The sequence below is a fragment of the Streptomyces sp. OR43 genome, from assembly GCF_008042275.1.
GTDB lineage: Bacteria > Actinomycetota > Actinomycetes > Streptomycetales > Streptomycetaceae > Streptomyces.
Genome location: NZ_RDBK01000043.1, coordinates 2815918 through 2832162, shown reverse-complemented (window position 1 = coordinate 2832162; position 16245 = coordinate 2815918). Strand labels below are relative to the sequence as shown.

General features: G+C 69.9%; 12 protein-coding genes. 5 read left to right on the top strand and 7 right to left on the bottom strand.

The window, feature by feature from the left end:
• Nucleotides 1-66: 66 nt before the first annotated feature.
• The 4 genes from EAO72_RS31770 to EAO72_RS31755 all read right to left on the bottom strand — a co-directional run bounded on the left by EAO72_RS31770 (nucleotide 67) and on the right by EAO72_RS31755 (nucleotide 8528).
• A complete protein-coding gene (locus tag EAO72_RS31770; protein ID WP_148020529.1) occupies nucleotides 67-1869 on the bottom strand; it encodes an ABC transporter substrate-binding protein in 1803 nt (600 codons plus the stop codon).
• A gap of 107 nt (nucleotides 1870-1976) precedes the next feature.
• Complete coding sequence (locus tag EAO72_RS31765) at nucleotides 1977-3008, bottom strand: ABC transporter permease (RefSeq protein WP_148020528.1); 1032 nt, start codon at nucleotides 3006-3008, stop codon at nucleotides 1977-1979.
• A 683-nt stretch (nucleotides 3009-3691) separates the two neighbouring features.
• The gene (gene typA / locus EAO72_RS31760; RefSeq protein ID WP_148020527.1) at nucleotides 3692-5563 is read right to left on the bottom strand and encodes a translational GTPase TypA; all 1872 of its coding nucleotides are present in this window, start codon (nucleotides 5561-5563) and stop codon (nucleotides 3692-3694) included.
• Between the two features lie 571 nt (nucleotides 5564-6134).
• On the bottom strand, nucleotides 6135-8528 hold the full coding sequence (locus EAO72_RS31755; RefSeq protein ID WP_148020526.1) for an ABC transporter family substrate-binding protein: 2394 nt from the start codon (nucleotides 8526-8528) through the stop codon (nucleotides 6135-6137).
• A 329-nt stretch (nucleotides 8529-8857) separates the two neighbouring features.
• Here EAO72_RS31755 and EAO72_RS31750 point away from each other — a divergent pair, with 329 nt between their 5' ends.
• From EAO72_RS31750 to EAO72_RS31735, 4 genes are read left to right on the top strand one after another with little or no spacing between them, the layout of a single operon-like run.
• Entirely contained in the window at nucleotides 8858-9106 is a 249-nt protein-coding gene (locus EAO72_RS31750; RefSeq protein ID WP_148020525.1) for a hypothetical protein, read from the top strand.
• A 30-nt stretch (nucleotides 9107-9136) separates the two neighbouring features.
• Complete coding sequence (locus EAO72_RS31745) at nucleotides 9137-10012, top strand: hypothetical protein (protein ID WP_410090519.1); 876 nt, start codon at nucleotides 9137-9139, stop codon at nucleotides 10010-10012.
• Nucleotides 10013-11923, top strand: a complete 1911-nt coding sequence (locus EAO72_RS31740) for a fumarate reductase/succinate dehydrogenase flavoprotein subunit (protein ID WP_148020524.1) — start codon at nucleotides 10013-10015, stop codon at nucleotides 11921-11923. It begins immediately after the preceding gene.
• Nucleotides 11920-12693: a succinate dehydrogenase/fumarate reductase iron-sulfur subunit gene (locus tag EAO72_RS31735; RefSeq protein WP_148020523.1), complete on the top strand. Its 774-nt coding sequence runs from the start codon at nucleotides 11920-11922 to the stop codon at nucleotides 12691-12693. The genes EAO72_RS31740 and EAO72_RS31735 overlap by 4 nt, the downstream gene beginning before the upstream one ends.
• A gap of 12 nt (nucleotides 12694-12705) precedes the next feature.
• On the opposite strand, the gene EAO72_RS31730 is transcribed toward EAO72_RS31735, so the two are convergent.
• Both EAO72_RS31730 and EAO72_RS31725 read right to left on the bottom strand, forming a co-directional pair.
• Entirely contained in the window at nucleotides 12706-13257 is a 552-nt protein-coding gene (locus EAO72_RS31730) for an isochorismatase family protein (RefSeq protein ID WP_148020522.1), read from the bottom strand.
• 98 nt (nucleotides 13258-13355) lie between these two features.
• Nucleotides 13356-13811, bottom strand: coding sequence for a MarR family winged helix-turn-helix transcriptional regulator (locus tag EAO72_RS31725; protein WP_148020521.1), 456 nt, complete (start codon nucleotides 13809-13811; stop codon nucleotides 13356-13358).
• A 215-nt stretch (nucleotides 13812-14026) separates the two neighbouring features.
• On the opposite strand from EAO72_RS31725, the gene EAO72_RS31720 reads away from it, so the two are divergent.
• The gene (locus EAO72_RS31720; protein ID WP_148020520.1) at nucleotides 14027-15082 is read left to right on the top strand and encodes a LacI family DNA-binding transcriptional regulator; all 1056 of its coding nucleotides are present in this window, start codon (nucleotides 14027-14029) and stop codon (nucleotides 15080-15082) included.
• 111 nt (nucleotides 15083-15193) lie between these two features.
• Here the strand turns inward: EAO72_RS31720 and EAO72_RS31715 are convergent, their stop codons facing one another.
• Entirely contained in the window at nucleotides 15194-16174 is a 981-nt protein-coding gene (locus tag EAO72_RS31715; RefSeq protein WP_148020519.1) for an acetylxylan esterase, read from the bottom strand.
• Nucleotides 16175-16245: the final 71 nt, after the last annotated feature.

The window sequence follows — 16245 nt, the reverse complement described above, 5'->3', positions numbered from 1 at the left end:
GGCCTGACGTCCCGGGGGTGCGCGCTCCGCCGTGTGCGCACCCCCGGGATCGGCCTGTGCGGGTCGCTACTTCTTCAGGTACAGACGCGTGACGTCGACGTAGCTGGCGTCACTGGAGTACCGCAGGCCACCGACGTTGGAGCCGAAGATCTGGAACACCTTGGTGAAGTAGATCGGGGCAGCCGGGTTGATGCGCTCCACGATGTCGTGGTGCAGCGCCGTCCACGCCTTCTGGGCCTCGGCCGGGTCCGTGATCTTCATGATGCGGGCGATCTCGGCGTTGACCTTGGGGTCGTTGATGTGCGAGTAGACGGAGGAACCGTCCTGCAGCTGGGTACCGTCGTAGGACGGCGGGATGACGGTGGAAGCCGCCGGCCAGTCCTGGCCCCAGCCGGTCATGTACAGGTCGAGACCGTTCTTGACCTTACCGACCTGCTCGTACCAGGTGGAGGAGTCGATCTCCTTCTTGACGACCTTGAGGCCGATCTCTTCCAGGCGCTTGGTGATGAGGACGGCCTGCTGCTGGCGGACCGGGGTGTTGCCGTAGGCGTAGATGACCTTCTTGCCCTCGGCGCCGGCTTCCTTGATGAGCTCCTTGGCCTTGGCCACGTCACCGTTGGGCTTCTTCAGCTTGCCGAACGGGTCGTAACCCTTCTCGTAGCCCGGAACGGTCGGGGCCATCAGACCGGTCGCGGTCTCACCACCGTAGGCGCCACCGTCGAGCTTGTAGAGCTGCGCGTTCGGCATCGCGTAGGTGATCGCGTCACGGACCTTCTTGTCCGTCATGCGGTCGAGGTTGAAGTTGAGCTGCCACACGTACGGGGCGTAGCCCTGGATCGTGCGCTTCATCGCGGCCGCGTCGCCGACGACCTTGCTCACCTGGTTGGTGGCGACCTGACCCGTGAACATCACGGCGTTCTTGGCCTCGCCACGGTCGGCCAGGAGGGTCTTGGTCTGGTCGTCGTCGTCGTGGTTGAACTCGATGTTGAAGCCGTCGACGTACTGGTGACGGACCGAGTCGGTCTTCGGGTCCCAGTTCGTGTTCTTGACGAGCTTCATCGACTTGCCGGGCTTGAAGTCGGCGATCTTGTACGGGCCGGTCGCGACCGGGTCCGTGTCGTACTTCTCCTTGGTGTCCGTCTCCTTGGGCACCACGGAGTAGCCGGGCATCGCCAGCGCCTGGCCGAGGTCGGGCTGCGCGTCCTTGAACTTGAAGACGATGGTCTTCGCGTCCGGGGTCGCCAGGACCGAGTCCGGCAGGTGCTTGCCCTTGTACGGACCGTCCGGCAGAGCCTTGCGGTACGTGGTGCCCGAGCCGGACAGCCAGTTCTGGATGTAGATCGGGCCGTCGGTCACGAACGACGCGTACATGCGCTCGATCGTGTGGCGGATGTCGGACGAGTCGATCACGTTGCCGTTCTCGTCCTTGAGGTTGTCCTTGAGCGTGTAAGTCCAGGTCTTACCGCCGTCGGTCACCTTGCCGGAGTCGGTGGCGAGGTCACCGACCACGGTGAGCTGGCCCTTGTCGTCCTCCGCGTACTGCGTCAGACCACGCTGCAGCAGCCGGTCCAGCTGCTTGGCGTCGCTGACGTAGCTCTGGGCCGGGTCCAGGTGGGAGAAGTCGCCCTCCTGGTAAACCGTCATGGTGCCGCCGGGCTTGGCGCCGGGGACCTCGGCCGCAGGTCCGGTGGACACCTTGGCGTCGCCCATGATGACGGCCGACGACTGCTTGGCAGCGTCTTCCTGCGTCTTCGTCTTGGCCTTGCTGTTGTTGTCGTTGTCGCTGCCGCCGCATGCGGTCAGCACCAACGAACCGGCTGCCACCGCGATGACCGCGGCGCGCATCTGGCGCGTACCAAAGATGCTCATGACGATGAGTACCTATCTGTCAGTAGTGATCCAACTGAGCTGCCTGGCGCGTCCGGTCTGGCCGGCGTCCGGGTGACAGCTACCCCATCCGCGGGGGGACGGAAGTTTCAGCGTCCGGACTTGGGGTCGAACGCGTCTCGGACGGAGTCGCCGAGGAGGTTGAACGCCACCACGAAGACGACCATGGCGACACCCGGGAACAGCATGTAGACCGGGTCCTGCTCGTAGATGTCGGCGCCGATGGCGAACATCCGGCCCCAGTCCGGGGTGGGTTCGACGAAGCCGACGCCCACGAAGGAGAGGAACGCCACGGAGAGAATCGTGGAGGGCAGCATCAGCGTGGCCTGCACCAGGACAGGCGTGATGATGTTGGGCATCAGTTCCTTGCGGATGATGCGCCCGGGCGAGGCGCCCGAGATCCTCGCGGCCTCGATGAACTCCCGCTCGCGCAGAGTCAGCGTTTCCGCACGGATCAGACGGGAGAGGCCCATCCAGCCGAGGAACGACAGCACGATGATGATCGCTGCGGCCCGCAGGGCGGTGGGGGTCTCCTCGTCGGGACGGACGAACGCCGCGACGACGACCGGCATGGAGGCGATGAAGAACAGCTGGCTCGGGAAGCCGAGCAGGAAGTCCGTCAGCCGGCCGACCCAGTAGTCGATCTTGCCGCCGAAGTAACCGCCCACGAGGCCCATGAACACACCGATCGTCACCATCACGACGGTGGCGGCGAGGGCGGTGTAGATCGAGGTGCGCATGCCGTAGACGAGCTGCATGAACACATCGCGGCCGAGGTTCGGCTCGATGCCGAACCAGTGGTCGGCGGACATGCCGCCCGCCCCGCCCGTCGGCATGTTGAACTCGTCGAGGAGGTCGAGGTTGTCCTGCCCGTAAAGGGTGTAGGCATCCTTGCCGTAGAGCATCGAGATCACGGGCGCGAGAATCGCCACCGCGAAGAAGAACAGGACGATGCACGCGGATATGACTCCGGTGCGGTCCCTCTTGAAGCGACGCCACATCAGCTGCCCGGGAGAAAGACCTGCGGCCTTCTTGACCTCCGGTCCACCGGACTCCGACTCGCTCCCGGACGCCGGGAGGGCTGACGCCTCGGCGTCATCAATCTGCACAGGACTTGTCACGGTCGGTCGACCCCCATAGGGATCAGCGTCGCGCACACGACCCAGTTGGTGCTTATGGCACCACGCATGGGTTCCTCCTCAAGAGTCCACTTGTTCACCGCAGGAGAGACACCGACATCCGCCGCCATCTCTGACGTGCCTGATCGGTACACCCAGCGTGCTCGTGAGTCGGCACCCTGCCAGTGCGCGCCTCATTGACCCGAGCTCAACTGAGCCAACTATTGAGCACAACCGGGCTGTAAACCACACTTAAAGGGTCTCGGTTTGACAACATAGGGAAGCCTTGAATGGCCGAAATTCGGACAAAGGGATCCTAGACAGACACACCCGAAACGGACTGTTAACACGTGGTCCGGTGAACAGCGCCCGATATCCGGACGTCTGACGAAAGAAAACAGGTTGCGCGGCGCGGCCGTCCGGCACGTGTCCGGCGCCGCCGCAGGACGCGGGGACGGGGTCGCCGGACGGGCGGTTCTCCCCGTCGCCCACGACCGCCGCCGACGCGGGCCGGAGACCTCCCCCGGAGCGCGTTTCGGGTCATTCCCGGCCTGATCCCCCGCGGCGGACGTCGCACGCCCGGAGACGCGCCCGGACGTGCCTCGGCGGGGCCGCGGACCGGCGGGAACCGCGCACGGGAAAGGCCCGGTTCCGCGGCAGTCGCGGAACCGGGCCTTCCTCGTACGTCAGCGCTTGGCGCGCGAGGCGGAGCGGCCGCGCTCCTTCTGGTCCAGGACAACCTTGCGGATACGCACGGTCTCCGGGGTGACCTCGATGCACTCGTCGTCGCGGCAGAACTCCAGCGACTGCTCGAGCGACAGCTTGCGGGCGGGCACGACGTTCTCCGTCGTGTCCGCGGAAGCCGCACGCATGTTGGTGAGCTTCTTCTCCTTGGTGATGTTCACGTCCATGTCGTCGGCGCGCGAGTTCTCGCCGATGATCATGCCCTCGTAGACCTCGGTGCCGGCCTCCGTGAAGATGACACCGCGCTCCTGGAGGTTGACCATCGCGAACGGCGTCACCACGCCCGAACGGTCGGCCACCAGCGAGCCGTTGTGACGGGTGCGCAGCTCGCCGAACCACGGCTCGTGGCCCTCGAACAGGGAGTGCGCGATGCCCGTACCGCGGGTCTGGGTCAGGAACTCCGTGCGGAAGCCGATGAGGCCGCGGGACGGGACGATCCACTCCATGCGGACCCAGCCCGAACCGTGGTTCGTCATCGTCTCCATGCGGCCCTTGCGGGTCGCCATGAGCTGCGTGATGGCGCCGAGGTGCTCCTCCGGCGAGTCGATCGTCATGCGCTCGATCGGCTCGTGGGTCTTGCCGTCGACCTGCTTGGTGACCACCTGCGGCTTGCCGACGGTGAGCTCGAAGCCCTCCCGGCGCATGGTCTCGATGAGGATCGCGAGCGCGAGCTCACCGCGGCCCTGGACCTCCCAGGCGTCGGGGCGCTCGGTGTCGAGGACGCGGAGCGAGACGTTACCGACGAGCTCGCGGTCCAGCCGGTCCTTGATCTGACGGGCGGTGACCTTGTGGCCCTTGCCGCCCTTGCCGACGAGCGGCGAGGTGTTCGCACCGATGGTCATCGAGATGGCGGGCTCGTCGACCGTGATCAGCGGCAGCGCGATCGGGTTCTCGGTGTCGGCCAGGGTCTCGCCGATCATGATGTCCGGGATACCCGCGATCGCGCAGATGTCGCCCGGGCCGGCCTTCTCGGCGGGCTTGCGGGTGAGCGCCTCGGTCATCAGCAGCTCGGTGATACGGACGTTGGACTGCGTGCCGTCACGCTTGATCCAGGTGACCGTCTGGCCCTTGCGCAGCTCGCCCTGCTCGACGCGGCAGAGCGCGATACGACCGAGGAAGTTGTCGGCGTCCAGGTTGGTGACGTGCGCCTGGAGCGGGGCGTCCTCATCGTACTCCGGGGCCGGGACCGCGGAGAGGATGGTGCTGAAGAACGGCTCCAGGCTGTCGCTGTCCGGCGGGACGGTGCCGTCCTCCGGCTTGGTCAGCGAGGCGACGCCGTCACGGGCGCAGGCGTAGACGATCGGGAACTCGATCTGGTCCTCGTCGGCGTCCAGGTCCAGGAAGAGGTCGTACGTCTCGTCGATGACCTCGGCGATCCGGGAGTCCGGCCGGTCCGTCTTGTTGATGCAGAGGATGACCGGCAGCTTCGCCGTCAGCGCCTTGCGGAGCACGAACCGGGTCTGCGGCAGCGGGCCCTCGGAGGCGTCGACCAGCAGCACGACCGCGTCGACCATCGACAGGCCTCGCTCGACCTCACCGCCGAAGTCGGCGTGGCCGGGGGTGTCGATGATGTTGATCGTGATGACGTCGCCGCCATCCTTGGGGTGGTACTTCACGGCCGTGTTCTTGGCCAGGATCGTGATGCCCTTCTCACGCTCCAGGTCGTTCGAGTCCATCATGCGTTCGTCGAGGTGCTCGGCGGCGTGCGCGGCGAAGGCGCCGGCCTGCTTGAGCATGGCGTCGACCAGCGTGGTCTTGCCGTGGTCGACGTGGGCGACGATGGCTACGTTACGGATGTCGTGGCGCGTGGGCATGGGTGGCTTGCGCTTCTCTCGGATCGGGGATTCAGGCGTCTTAGTCGGTCTTGAGTCCTCGTACGCCCGCCGGGCGGACGCGCCACGGCTACTCCCCATGGTACGGGGCGGGCGCGCCTCCGGCTTCCCGGGCAAGTCTTACCGGCCATGAGACGGCGGGCGCGCCTCGTCCGGAGTGAAGCGGTGGGCCCGCGTCCGCTTGATGTTTCCGCCTCCGTGATCAGGTCTTCCGCCGGAATTCACCGGTGGTCATGAACACGGTCCCCCGGGCGGACGACGCGAACGCGGGGCCGGAACAACTCGGGAGGTGGGGCTCCGGAGCTGCGGCTCCTCGGCGGGGGCTCGGAGCGGGCCTCCACGGCCGTCTTCGGGTTGGGGCCCTTCGGCCGGCGGTGGAGTGGTCAGGTCACCCGGGTCAACAGGTACGCACAGCCTTGCCCGCCGGTCGTCCGGCGGGCAAGGGAATTGAGCCAGTTCTGAGCTTTCGGTCCGGCGCTGACCTGCTGCTTCGTCGCCTTGGCCGGTTCCGGCTGACCGGCGATGGGGGGCGGCGTCGCGGGGCCGGGCAGCCTTACTTCGTCGTGTTGGCCGGGGCTCCGGCGGACTGCGGCTTCTTGAAACCGATGTCCTGGTAGTGCGGCACCCCGAAGCCGAAGGCGCCGACGTTCACGAGCTTCTTGTCCGTGGCGACCAGCTGCGGGCGCTGGTAGAGAGGAATCGATCCTGCGGCGGCCCAGATCCGGGCGTCCGCCTGCTTCATCAGATCCCGGGACGTCTTCTCGTCGAGTTCCGAGACCGCCTCGTCGAAGAGCTGGTCGATGTGGTCCGATCCGACGCGGGAGTAGTTCTGCTCGACGAGCAGCGAGCCGTCGGTGGCCGGCACCGGCTTCGCGAAGATCGGGCGGTTGTCCGTGGCCGGGTAGGCGGTGGCGGGCCAGGAGTACAGCGCCAGGTCGTAGTCACCGGAGGCGACGTGGTCCCGGAAGTAGCTGTCGTCGGACACCTTGGTGATCTCGGTACGGATCCCGATGGTGTCCAGCATCGCCGCGATCTTGTCGCCGACGCTGCGCAGGGACGCGGAGCCGGGACCCGACGGCAGGACGAACCGCAGCGACAGCGCCTTGCCGTCCTTGCCGAACGGGCCGCGGGCGGTGTCGGGGGCCTGGACGGGGGCCGCGGTGCCGACCGGGGCGTAGGCACCGGCCGCTCCGCCGGGCTGCCGGTCCTGGGCGGCGATCCGGGCGGGGGCGTCCTCGGAGGCGCCCGTCTCGCCGAGGTGCCCGGCCTGGCGCAGCAGGGCGGCGCTCTGGAAGGCGGCGGCGGGGGCGGGCGCGATGACGTGGGTGGCGGTGCCCCCGGCCTCTCCGGGCTTGTTGTCGTCGCCGACGATGTACAGGCCGTCGTCCTTGGAGGGCTCGCGGCGGGCGGCGTCGCTGGTCTTGCCGTCGTCCTTCGCGCTCCCGGCCTTCTCCTCCTGCGCCGCGCCGGCCTTCTCCTCCTCCTTCGTCTTTTCCTTCTCCTCCTGCTTCGTGCCGGTGTCCTTCTGCCTCTCGCCCTCGCTGCCCGCCTTGGTCCCGTCCGTCTTCCTGAGGGCGCCCTCGCGCGTCCACCCGGCGTCGGCCAGCAGCGCCTGCGCCTCCTTGGTGTCCTGGCCGCCGAGTGCGTCGCTGCCGTCCTTGTACGCGGGCTGCCCGGCGAGGGCCAGGTGGCTGCCGAGCGGCTCGGCGGGCAGGCCGAGCGGCTTGAGTACGGTGTCGGCGAGCTCCTGGCGGTCCWGGGCGCGGGCCACCGCCCGGCGTACCCGGTCGTCGGCGAGCGGCCCGCTCTCACCGTTCAGCGCGAGCTGGGTGTAGGCGGGCTCCAGGGACTTGCGGACCGCGTAGCCGCGCAGGTCGCTCTGCTCGGCCGCGTACGCCTTCGCGGCCCTGGCCTTCTCGTCCCGGGCCTCCTGCGCCTCCTCGGCCACCTCCTCGTCGGAGCCGTGGGCCAGCGCCCAGGACCGCAGCGCCTGGGCCGGGGTGATCTCGGAGCCGGGGCCGTGGGCGGGCGGTGCGCCGTTGCCGCCGGTGTCCCGGGCGGCCTGGACGATGCGGTTCGCGGCCGCCGCGTCGATGTCGGCGACATCGACCTTGCCCTCGGTCAGCGCCTCCGTGCGGTCCTGCGGCTTCACCGCCTTGAAGACCAGCGAGTCGAGCTTGGCGGGGCTGCCCCACCAGCGCGGGTTGCGGGCCAGCGTGACGGAACCCGTCTCCTTGTCCACCTCACGCAGCCGGAACGGGCCCGCGGTCGCCTTGAGCGTGGACCGCGCACCGTCGTTGAAGGCGTCCGGGGAGCCCGTCACCTGCTTCGGGTACAGCGGGGAGAAGAGGGAGCGCCAGTCCGCGTACGGCTTGGCGAAGGTGACCTTGACCTCCAGGTCGTCGGCGCCGCGCTCGATCTTGTCGATGCGTTCGTACCCGGCGTTGCGGGCCGTCCAGAAGGCGGAGTCCTTGCCGCTCAGCGCGCGCCACTGGGCGACGAAGTCCGGTGCGCCGATCTCCCGGCCGTCGCTCCAGACCGCCTGCTGGTTCAGCCGGTAGAGCACGACCTGCTTGGGCTCGGTCTCGACGACCTTCGCGGATTCCAGGTAGTCCGGATTCAGCTGCGGACGGCCCTTGGCGTCCAGCGGGAAGAGCGTCGGCAGCAGGGCCCCGGTGATCCGGGTGGTGGCGCTGTCGGCGTCTGCCTGGAACGCGTTGAGGGTGGCGGGCATCGCGTCGATGGCCCAGTTGACCGTGCCGCCCTCCGCCACCTGGGCGCGGGCCGCGGCCGCGATGTCCTGCGGGGTGACGACGGCGCCGGCGGCGGTCTCGTCGCCGCCCGAGCTGCAGCCGGCCAGGACGGGGAGCGTGAGCACCCCCGTGGTGAACAGGGCGAGCGAGCGGCGCTTTCGGGATGTCCCGCGCGGGACGCCGACGTGGGACATGACTGATACCTCCGGGGACGGCCCGGCCCACCGTTACCCGTATGGGCCGGATTCTGCGTGTTTGGTGGCATTTGCAGTTGATCACACTGGTTCCGCCCGTCCACTGAAGGCGCCCACGCGCGGGAGACCGCGCAGACACGGCGCAGCGGCTCCGAACCTCACCCGTGCGGCGGAGTGCCGGAACCCACCGGAATTCCGCCGCCGAAGGGGGTGCGCCACACGCCGCCGCAAGACGGGGCCGCCCGCTCTCTTCCCAACGGGGATGTGACGCGCGACACTCGCATGCGCATGAGCATGGCCACCCGCGACTGCGGAAGTGAGATCAAGTCATGTCACTGCAAGATGAATTGACGGCAGTTCAGCACTGTCTCGACGACCTGGTCCGCACCGTCGGACGGCTGGAGCGGAGCCTTGCGCACCTGCGCGAAGCCGCCACCGCCCAGGACCCGCTCGGCCCGGCCGGCCACGCCGCACCCGTCGACGGCGTCATCACGATCACCGAGGCGCCGTACGACACAGCCCTGTGGACGGACTCGGACGACGAGGGTCTGGGCGTCCCCGGCAGGCACGCCCCGTAGGGCGCACCTGACAAAACCCAGGAGAGTTCCTTGGCCACCGATACGGAAACAGGAACGGATTCAGGAACGGGCCCCGGCGACGGGCCGCGCCCGCCGGACGGACCGGCGGCCCGGACGACGGGGGTGCACCACCCCGCACGGGCCGCCATCGCCGCCCGGCATCTGCGGACCGACCGCTGGTGGCTGGCGCCCGCGGTCACGGCGGGCGGGCTGCTCGCCTTCATCGTCTACTCGACCTGGCGGGCGTTCGCGAACGCCGACTACTACGCCGCGCCCTATGTCTCGCCGTTCTACTCGCCCTGTCTGGCGGACAACTGCGCCCCCATGCGGAGCGGCCCCAACTGGGAAATCCTCGGAAACTGGTGGGGCCTGTCCCCCGCCCTGCTGATCCTCGTCTTCCCGCTCGGCTTCCGGCTGACCTGCTACTACTACCGCAAGGCCTACTACCGGGGCTTCTGGGCCTCGCCCCCGGCCTGCGCGGTCGCCGAGCCGCACCGGAAGTACAGCGGCGAGACCCGCTTCCCGCTGATCATGCAGAACATCCACCGGTACTTCTTCTACGCCGCGGTCCCGGTCGCCGGGATCCTCACGTACGACACCGTGCTCACCTTCCGCGACGAGCACTACTCCTGGGGCCACATGGGCCTGGGCTCACTGATCTTCCTGGTCAACATCGCCCTGATCTGGGCCTACACCCTGTCCTGCCACTCCTGCCGGCACATCATCGGCGGCCGGCTGCGGCACTTCTCCCGGCACCCCGTGCGCTACCGGCTGTGGGGCTGGGTGGGGCGGCTCAACACCCGTCACATGCTGCTCGCCTGGGCCTCGCTGATCAGCGTGGCGGCGTGCGACTTCTATGTGTACCTGGTCGCCTCCGGCGCCTTCGACGATCCGAGGTTTTTCTGAATGACTGAGCTCGAACGACAGCAGTGGGACGTCGTCGTGGTCGGTGCCGGAGGCGCCGGGCTGCGCGCCGCGATCGAGGCCCGCGAGCGCGGGGCCCGTACGGCCGTCATCTGCAAATCGCTCTTCGGCAAGGCGCACACGGTCATGGCGGAGGGCGGGATCGCCGCCTCCATGGGCAATGTGAACTCCGGGGACAACTGGCAGGTGCACTTCCGCGACACCATGCGCGGCGGGAAGTTCCTCAACCAGTGGCGGATGGCGGAGCTGCACGCCAAGGAGGCGCCCGACCGGGTCTGGGAGCTGGAGACCTGGGGCGCGCTCTTCGACCGCACCCCCGAGGGAAAGATCTCCCAGCGCAACTTCGGCGGCCACGAGTACCCGAGGCTGGCCCATGTCGGGGACCGTACCGGCCTCGAACTGATCCGCACCCTCCAGCAGAAGATCGTCTCCCTCCAGCAGGAGGACGAGCGCGAGTTCGGTGACCACGAGGCCCGTCTGAAGGTCTTCCAGGAATGCACCGTGACCCGCGTCCTGAAGGACGGGGACCGGGTGTCCGGGACCTTCTGCTACGAGCGCGAGAGCGGCCGCTTCTTCGTGCTGGAGGCGCCCGCGGTCGTCCTCGCCACCGGCGGGATCGGCAAGTCCTTCAAGGTGACGTCGAACTCCTGGGAGTACACCGGCGACGGCCACGCACTCGCCCTGCTGGCGGGGGCGCCCCTGCTGAACATGGAGTTCGTGCAGTTCCACCCCACCGGCATGGTCTGGCCGCCCTCGGTCAAGGGCATCCTCGTCACCGAGTCGGTACGGGGCGACGGCGGGGTGCTCCGCAACTCCGAGGGCAAGCGGTTCATGTTCGACTACATCCCCGACGTGTTCAAGGAGAAGTACGCGCAGTCGGAGGAGGAGGGCGACCGCTGGTACGAGGACCCGGACCACAACCGCCGCCCGCCCGAGCTGCTGCCGCGCGACGAGGTCGCCCGCGCCATCAACGCGGAGGTGAAGGCGGGCCGCGGCTCGCCGCACGGCGGGGTGTTCCTGGACGTGTCGACCCGGATGCCCGCGGAGCGGATCCGGCGCCGGCTGCCGTCGATGTACCACCAGTTCAAGGAGCTGGCGGACGTCGACATCACGGCCGAGGCGATGGAGGTCGGCCCGACCTGCCACTACGTGATGGGCGGCATAGCCGTCGACTCCGACACCGCGGCGGCCCTGGACGTGCCCGGCCTGTTCGCGGCGGGCGAGGTCGCGGGCGGCATGCACGGCTCCAACCGGCTCGGCGGGAACTCCCTCTCCGACCTGCTGGTCTTCGGCCGGCGGGCGGGACTGCACGCGGCCGCCCACGCCGCGTCCGCCGGCGCCCGGCCGGTCGTGGACGAGGCACAGATCGACGCCGCGGCAGCGGAGGCCCTGCGGCCGTTCAGCGCGGAGGAGCTCGCCGAGGGCGCGCCGACGGAGAATCCGTACACGCTGCACCAGGAACTGCAGCAGACGATGAACGATCTGGTCGGCATCATCCGGCGGGCCCCCGAGATGGAAAGGGCCCTGGAGAAGCTGGCCGGACTGCGCGAACGGGCCCGGCGCGCCGGCGTCGAGGGCCACCGGCAGTTCAACCCCGGCTGGCACCTCGCCCTGGACCTGCGGAACATGCTGCTGGTCAGCGAGTGCGTCGCGCGGGCGGCCCTGGAACGCACCGAGAGCCGCGGCGGTCACACGCGCGAGGACTGCCCGGTGATGGAACGGTCCTGGCGCCCGGTCAACCTCCTGTGCCGGCCCGTGGACGAGCTGGGCCCCGCGAGCGGCCGGATCGATCTCGTACGCAAGGTGACCGAACCCATCCGTCCGGATCTGCTCTCCCTCTTCGAGCAGGAGGAGCTGGTCAAGTACCTCGCCGATGAGGAGCTCAAACAGTGAGCAGCTACGACGCACGGTTCAGGGTGTGGCGCGGGGACAGCGAAGGCGGCGGCCTGGAGGAATTCGAGGTCGAGGTCAACGACGGCGAGGTCGTCCTCGACATCATCCACCGCATCCAGGCCACCCAGGCGGGCGATCTGGCGGTGCGGTGGAACTGCAAGGCGGGCAAGTGCGGTTCGTGCAGCGCGGAGATCAACGGACGGCCGCGGCTGCTGTGCATGACGCGGATGTCGGTCTTCGGCCGCAAGGAGACGATCACGGTCACCCCGCTGCGGGCCTTCCCGGTGGTGCGCGACCTGGTGACGGACGTGTCGTTCAACTACGCCAAGGCGCGCGAGATACCGGCCTTCGTTCCTCCGGAGGGCGTGAAGCCGGGCGAGTACCGGATGCAGCAGGTCGATGTGGACCGCTCGCAGGAGTTCCGCAAGTGCATCGAGTGCTTCCTGTGCCAGGACACCTGCCATGTGGTGCGCGACCACGAGGAGAACAAGCCGGCCTTCGCCGGGCCGCGCTTCCTGATGCGGGTCGCGGAGCTGGACATGCATCCCCTGGACGCCGCCGCCGAGTCCGGTCTCGACCGGAGGGCGACGGCGCAGGAGGAGCACGGCCTCGGGCTCTGCAACATCACGAAGTGCTGTACGGAGGTGTGCCCCGAGCACATCAAGATCACCGACAACGCCCTGATCCCGCTGAAGGAGCGGGCCGTGGACCGGAAGTACGACCCGCTGGTGTGGCTGGGCAACAAGATCCGGCGGCGTGACGCGACCTGAGACGCCGGGGCCTCAGCCGAGCAGCTTGACGATCGCGTCGGTGGTGTCCGTCTCGCCGAGGCGGGGGAAGATCCGCTCGACGCTGTTGTCGTGGGCCTCGGCGCTCATGTCGGTCACCGCGTCCGTGGCGACGGTGACGTGGTAGCCGTGCTCGTGCGCCGCGCGGGCGGTCGACTCGACGCCGATGCTGGTCGCGATTCCGGCCACCACGACCTGCGTGATGCCGCCGCGGCGCAGCCGGAGGTCGAGGTCGGTGCCGTAGAAGGCGCCCCACTGCTGCTTGGTGACGACGATGTCGCCCTCGGCCGGGCCGAGTTCGGGCACGATCTCGGCCCAGTCGGCGGCCGGCTGCCCGGACCGGGCCGGGCCCTCCGTGCGACCGGGCGCTCCGCCGGTGACGCGGACCAGGACGACGGGAAGGCCCTTGGCCCGGAAGGCGTCGGCGAGGGTCGCGGCGCGGGCGACGACCTCGGCGGCGGGGTGGGCGGTCGGCAGGCCGACGATGCCCTTCTGGAGATCGACGACGATCAACGCGGTCTTCGGGTCGAGGGTGGTGGCGCTCATGGCGGTGCTCCTTGCCGGGTGGTGCTCGGGGAATGGGACGGTGGTACGGGGGCGGGCGCCGGCGGCCGGGGAGCCGCACCCGCGCAACTCGCGCCCGGTCAGGAACCGACCAGGCGCTCGATGAGGGTCGCGGCCTCGGCGACGGTGCGCCGCTCGGCCCCGTCCAGTCCGGCGGCGACGGCCTCGGCCAGCCAGTTGCGCTTGGCGGCCCGGACCTCGGCGAGGGTGCTGCGGCCGCTCTCCGTCACCGACACGACCGACTTGCGGCCGTCGGCCGGATCGGGCGCGCGCGCGACGAGTCCCTGCTCCTCCAGGGCGCCCAGGGTCAGCCGCATCGACTGGGGGCGCACGAACTCGGCGCGGGCCAGATCGGCCGTGGTGGCCGGGCCCCCGTCCTCCAGCCGCGCCAGCACCGAGCGCTGGGTCGGGGTCAGCAGACTCTCCGACGACGAGGAGCGCAGCCGTCGCAGCAGCCTGCCGACGACGGAGGCCAGCTGCTGCGCCACCTCCTCCGCGGTCGGGTCGGCGGGCGTGGGTCCGGACGGTCGCGGCATGCTTCCACCGTAAAAGATGCACAGGGCATCTTGCAAGGTTGCCTGTTGATCTCTGGATGGCCTTGCCCGTTTCCGGCCCGCGATCTAGGGTGAATGCGCTTTCAAAACGTGTACGCCGACCCCTTCGACGGCACACGCCAGTACAGATCACCACGTGTACGCCGACGCCTCTGCCGGCCCACGTCAGCACAGAGAAGAAGCGGACGGTCGGTCGAGTGAGCGCCCCAACGGTGTACGACGTCGCGGAGCGGTCGGGCGTCTCGATCGCCACGGTTTCGCGGGTCTACCGCACCCCGGATTCCGTGCGCGCCCAGACCCGTGAGCGGGTCCTGGAGGCGGCGCGCGAGCTCGGTTACGTACCGAGCGGTAACGCACGAGGGCTGGCGAGCCGCACCACCGGAGTGCTCGGCCTGTGCTTCCCCGACTACGCCGACCCGGACGCCGAGGCCGACGCCGAGGCGGACAGCGACGCCGACGACGCGGTGATGCTGTACTCCGACCAGATCATCCGCGGCATGGAGCGCGCGGCCCGCCGGCACGGCTACGCGCTGCTGATCGCCGCGTCGCTGGAGGGCGGCCCGGAGAGCCTGGTCGCGAAGGTCGCGGGGCGGGTCGACGGTTTCGCCGTCCTGGCGCAGACCGTGCCGACCGAGGACCTCGAAGTGATATCGCGCCGGCTGCCGGTGGTGATGCTCGCCGGACCGCGCGAGATCGACCACCTCGACCACATCGTCGTCGCCAACGCCGACGGCGAACGTGAGCTGACCCGCCACCTGATCGAGGACCACGGCCTGCGCCGGCTGGTCTTCGTCGGGGGCGACACCGACTCACCGGACGCGGAGGCCCGGTTCCGCGGCTTCCGGGAGGCGTGCCGGGACGCCGGACTGCCGGTGCCGGACGAGCCGGCCCTGCGGACGACGATGATGAAGCAGGCCGAGGGAGCACAGGCGGCCGAGACCCTGCTGGACCGGGGCGGGGAGCGGCCCGAGGCGATGCTGTTCGCCAACGACCAGATGGCGGTGGGCGCCCTGCGCGCCCTGGCCCGGCGCGGCGTGCGGGTGCCCCAGGACATGGCGGTGACCGGCTTCGACGGGATTCCGCTCGGCCGGATCGTCCAGCCGTCGCTGACGACGGTGCGCCAGCCGATCCGCCGGCTGGGCGAACAGGCGGTCGAGCTGCTGGTCGAGCGCCTGAGCGACACCGGCCGCGAGCCGGTGTCGCTCACCCTCCCGGTCTCCGTGATCCGCCGGACCAGCTGCGGCTGCGGCTGACCGCAGGTACGGGCCGGTCCTCGGGTCAGCCGCGGCTGCGGCTGACCGCAGGTACGGGCCGGTCCTCGGGTCAGCCGCGGCTGCGGCTGACCGCAGGTACGGACCCCGCCCTCAGGCCAGCCACTTCCCGAAGAACGCGCGCCGCGCCTCCACCAGCCCGGCCACGCCCTGCTCCAGCCCGTCGTACTCGAAGTGCCCCGCCGGCAGCACCAGCAGCTCCCGCTCCCCCGCCAACGCGTGGTGCACGGCGAACTGGCCCGGCGGCGGCACGGACGGGTCGAACAGCGCCGCGGCCACCAGTGTCGGCCGCTCCACGAACCCGGCGGCCGTCGCGGCGTCGAAGTACCGCAGCACCTCCACGACCTCGGGGTGCCCGCGGTGATACCCGCGCACGGACTCCCCGCTGCCCGCGCACTCCAGCGTGAGCCGCAGCGGGTGGTTCCCGAACGTGGGCACCGTGAGCTGCGCCGCCGCGAACCGGTCGTCCCACGGCAGGGCCAGCGCCCCGAGCCCGCCGCCGAAGCTCTCCCCGAGGAGGCCCAGCCGGCCCGCCCCGGCGAGCTCCGGCACCAGCTCCGCGAGCGCGGAGGCCGCACACCACAGGTCCGCCACGCAGTCGCCGATGACGTAGGTGTCGCGCGACTCTATGCCGTGCAGCACATGCTGCGCCGAGACGTCGGGGACGCCCGCCACGAGGCCACGCGCGCCCATCCCCCGTACGCACGGCAGGATCGCGGCCGACGCGGACAGCGGCAGCGGTACGTCGGGCCCCGGCTCCTGGCGCCCCCCGTACCCGTGCCCGATGACGAACCCCTGGCGCACCGGCTCCGGTTCCACGGGCAGGGCCAGCCAGCCGCCCAGGCGCACCCCGCCCACCGAGGTGTAGGTCACACCGTGGATCCGCACGCCGTCTCGCTCGTCCTCCAGCGGGCCTATCTCCGGGTCCGTGGCGACCTGGCGGGCCGCGTCGTACCGGGCGCGCCAGAAGTCCGCGAAGTCGTCGGGAGCGGGCGGCGCGGGCACGGCCATGAGCGCGTCGACGGTGTACCCGTAGGCCGGATCGAAGGGGAAGTCATGCACGTACGAAGTCATGATCGCGACATTAGCGCCGCCCCCGCCCCGGCCCCGCACCTGGCTGCCCGGCCGCGTCCCCGAGCCCGCCC

What these genes read in the sequence shown, in the direction of transcription:
- EAO72_RS31770 (WP_148020529.1), bottom strand. Translation starts at nt 1,869, where the DNA reads ATGAGCATCTTTGGTACGCGCCAGATGCGCGCCGCGGTCATCGCGGTG.
- typA (WP_148020527.1), bottom strand. Translation starts at nt 5,563, where the DNA reads ATGCCCACGCGCCACGACATCCGTAACGTAGCCATCGTCGCCCACGTC.
- EAO72_RS31750 (WP_148020525.1), top strand. Translation starts at nt 8,858, where the DNA reads ATGTCACTGCAAGATGAATTGACGGCAGTTCAGCACTGTCTCGACGAC.
- EAO72_RS31740 (WP_148020524.1), top strand. Translation starts at nt 10,013, where the DNA reads ATGACTGAGCTCGAACGACAGCAGTGGGACGTCGTCGTGGTCGGTGCC.
- EAO72_RS31730 (WP_148020522.1), bottom strand. Translation starts at nt 13,257, where the DNA reads ATGAGCGCCACCACCCTCGACCCGAAGACCGCGTTGATCGTCGTCGAT.
- EAO72_RS31725 (WP_148020521.1), bottom strand. Translation starts at nt 13,811, where the DNA reads ATGCCGCGACCGTCCGGACCCACGCCCGCCGACCCGACCGCGGAGGAG.
- EAO72_RS31715 (WP_148020519.1), bottom strand. Translation starts at nt 16,174, where the DNA reads ATGACTTCGTACGTGCATGACTTCCCCTTCGATCCGGCCTACGGGTAC.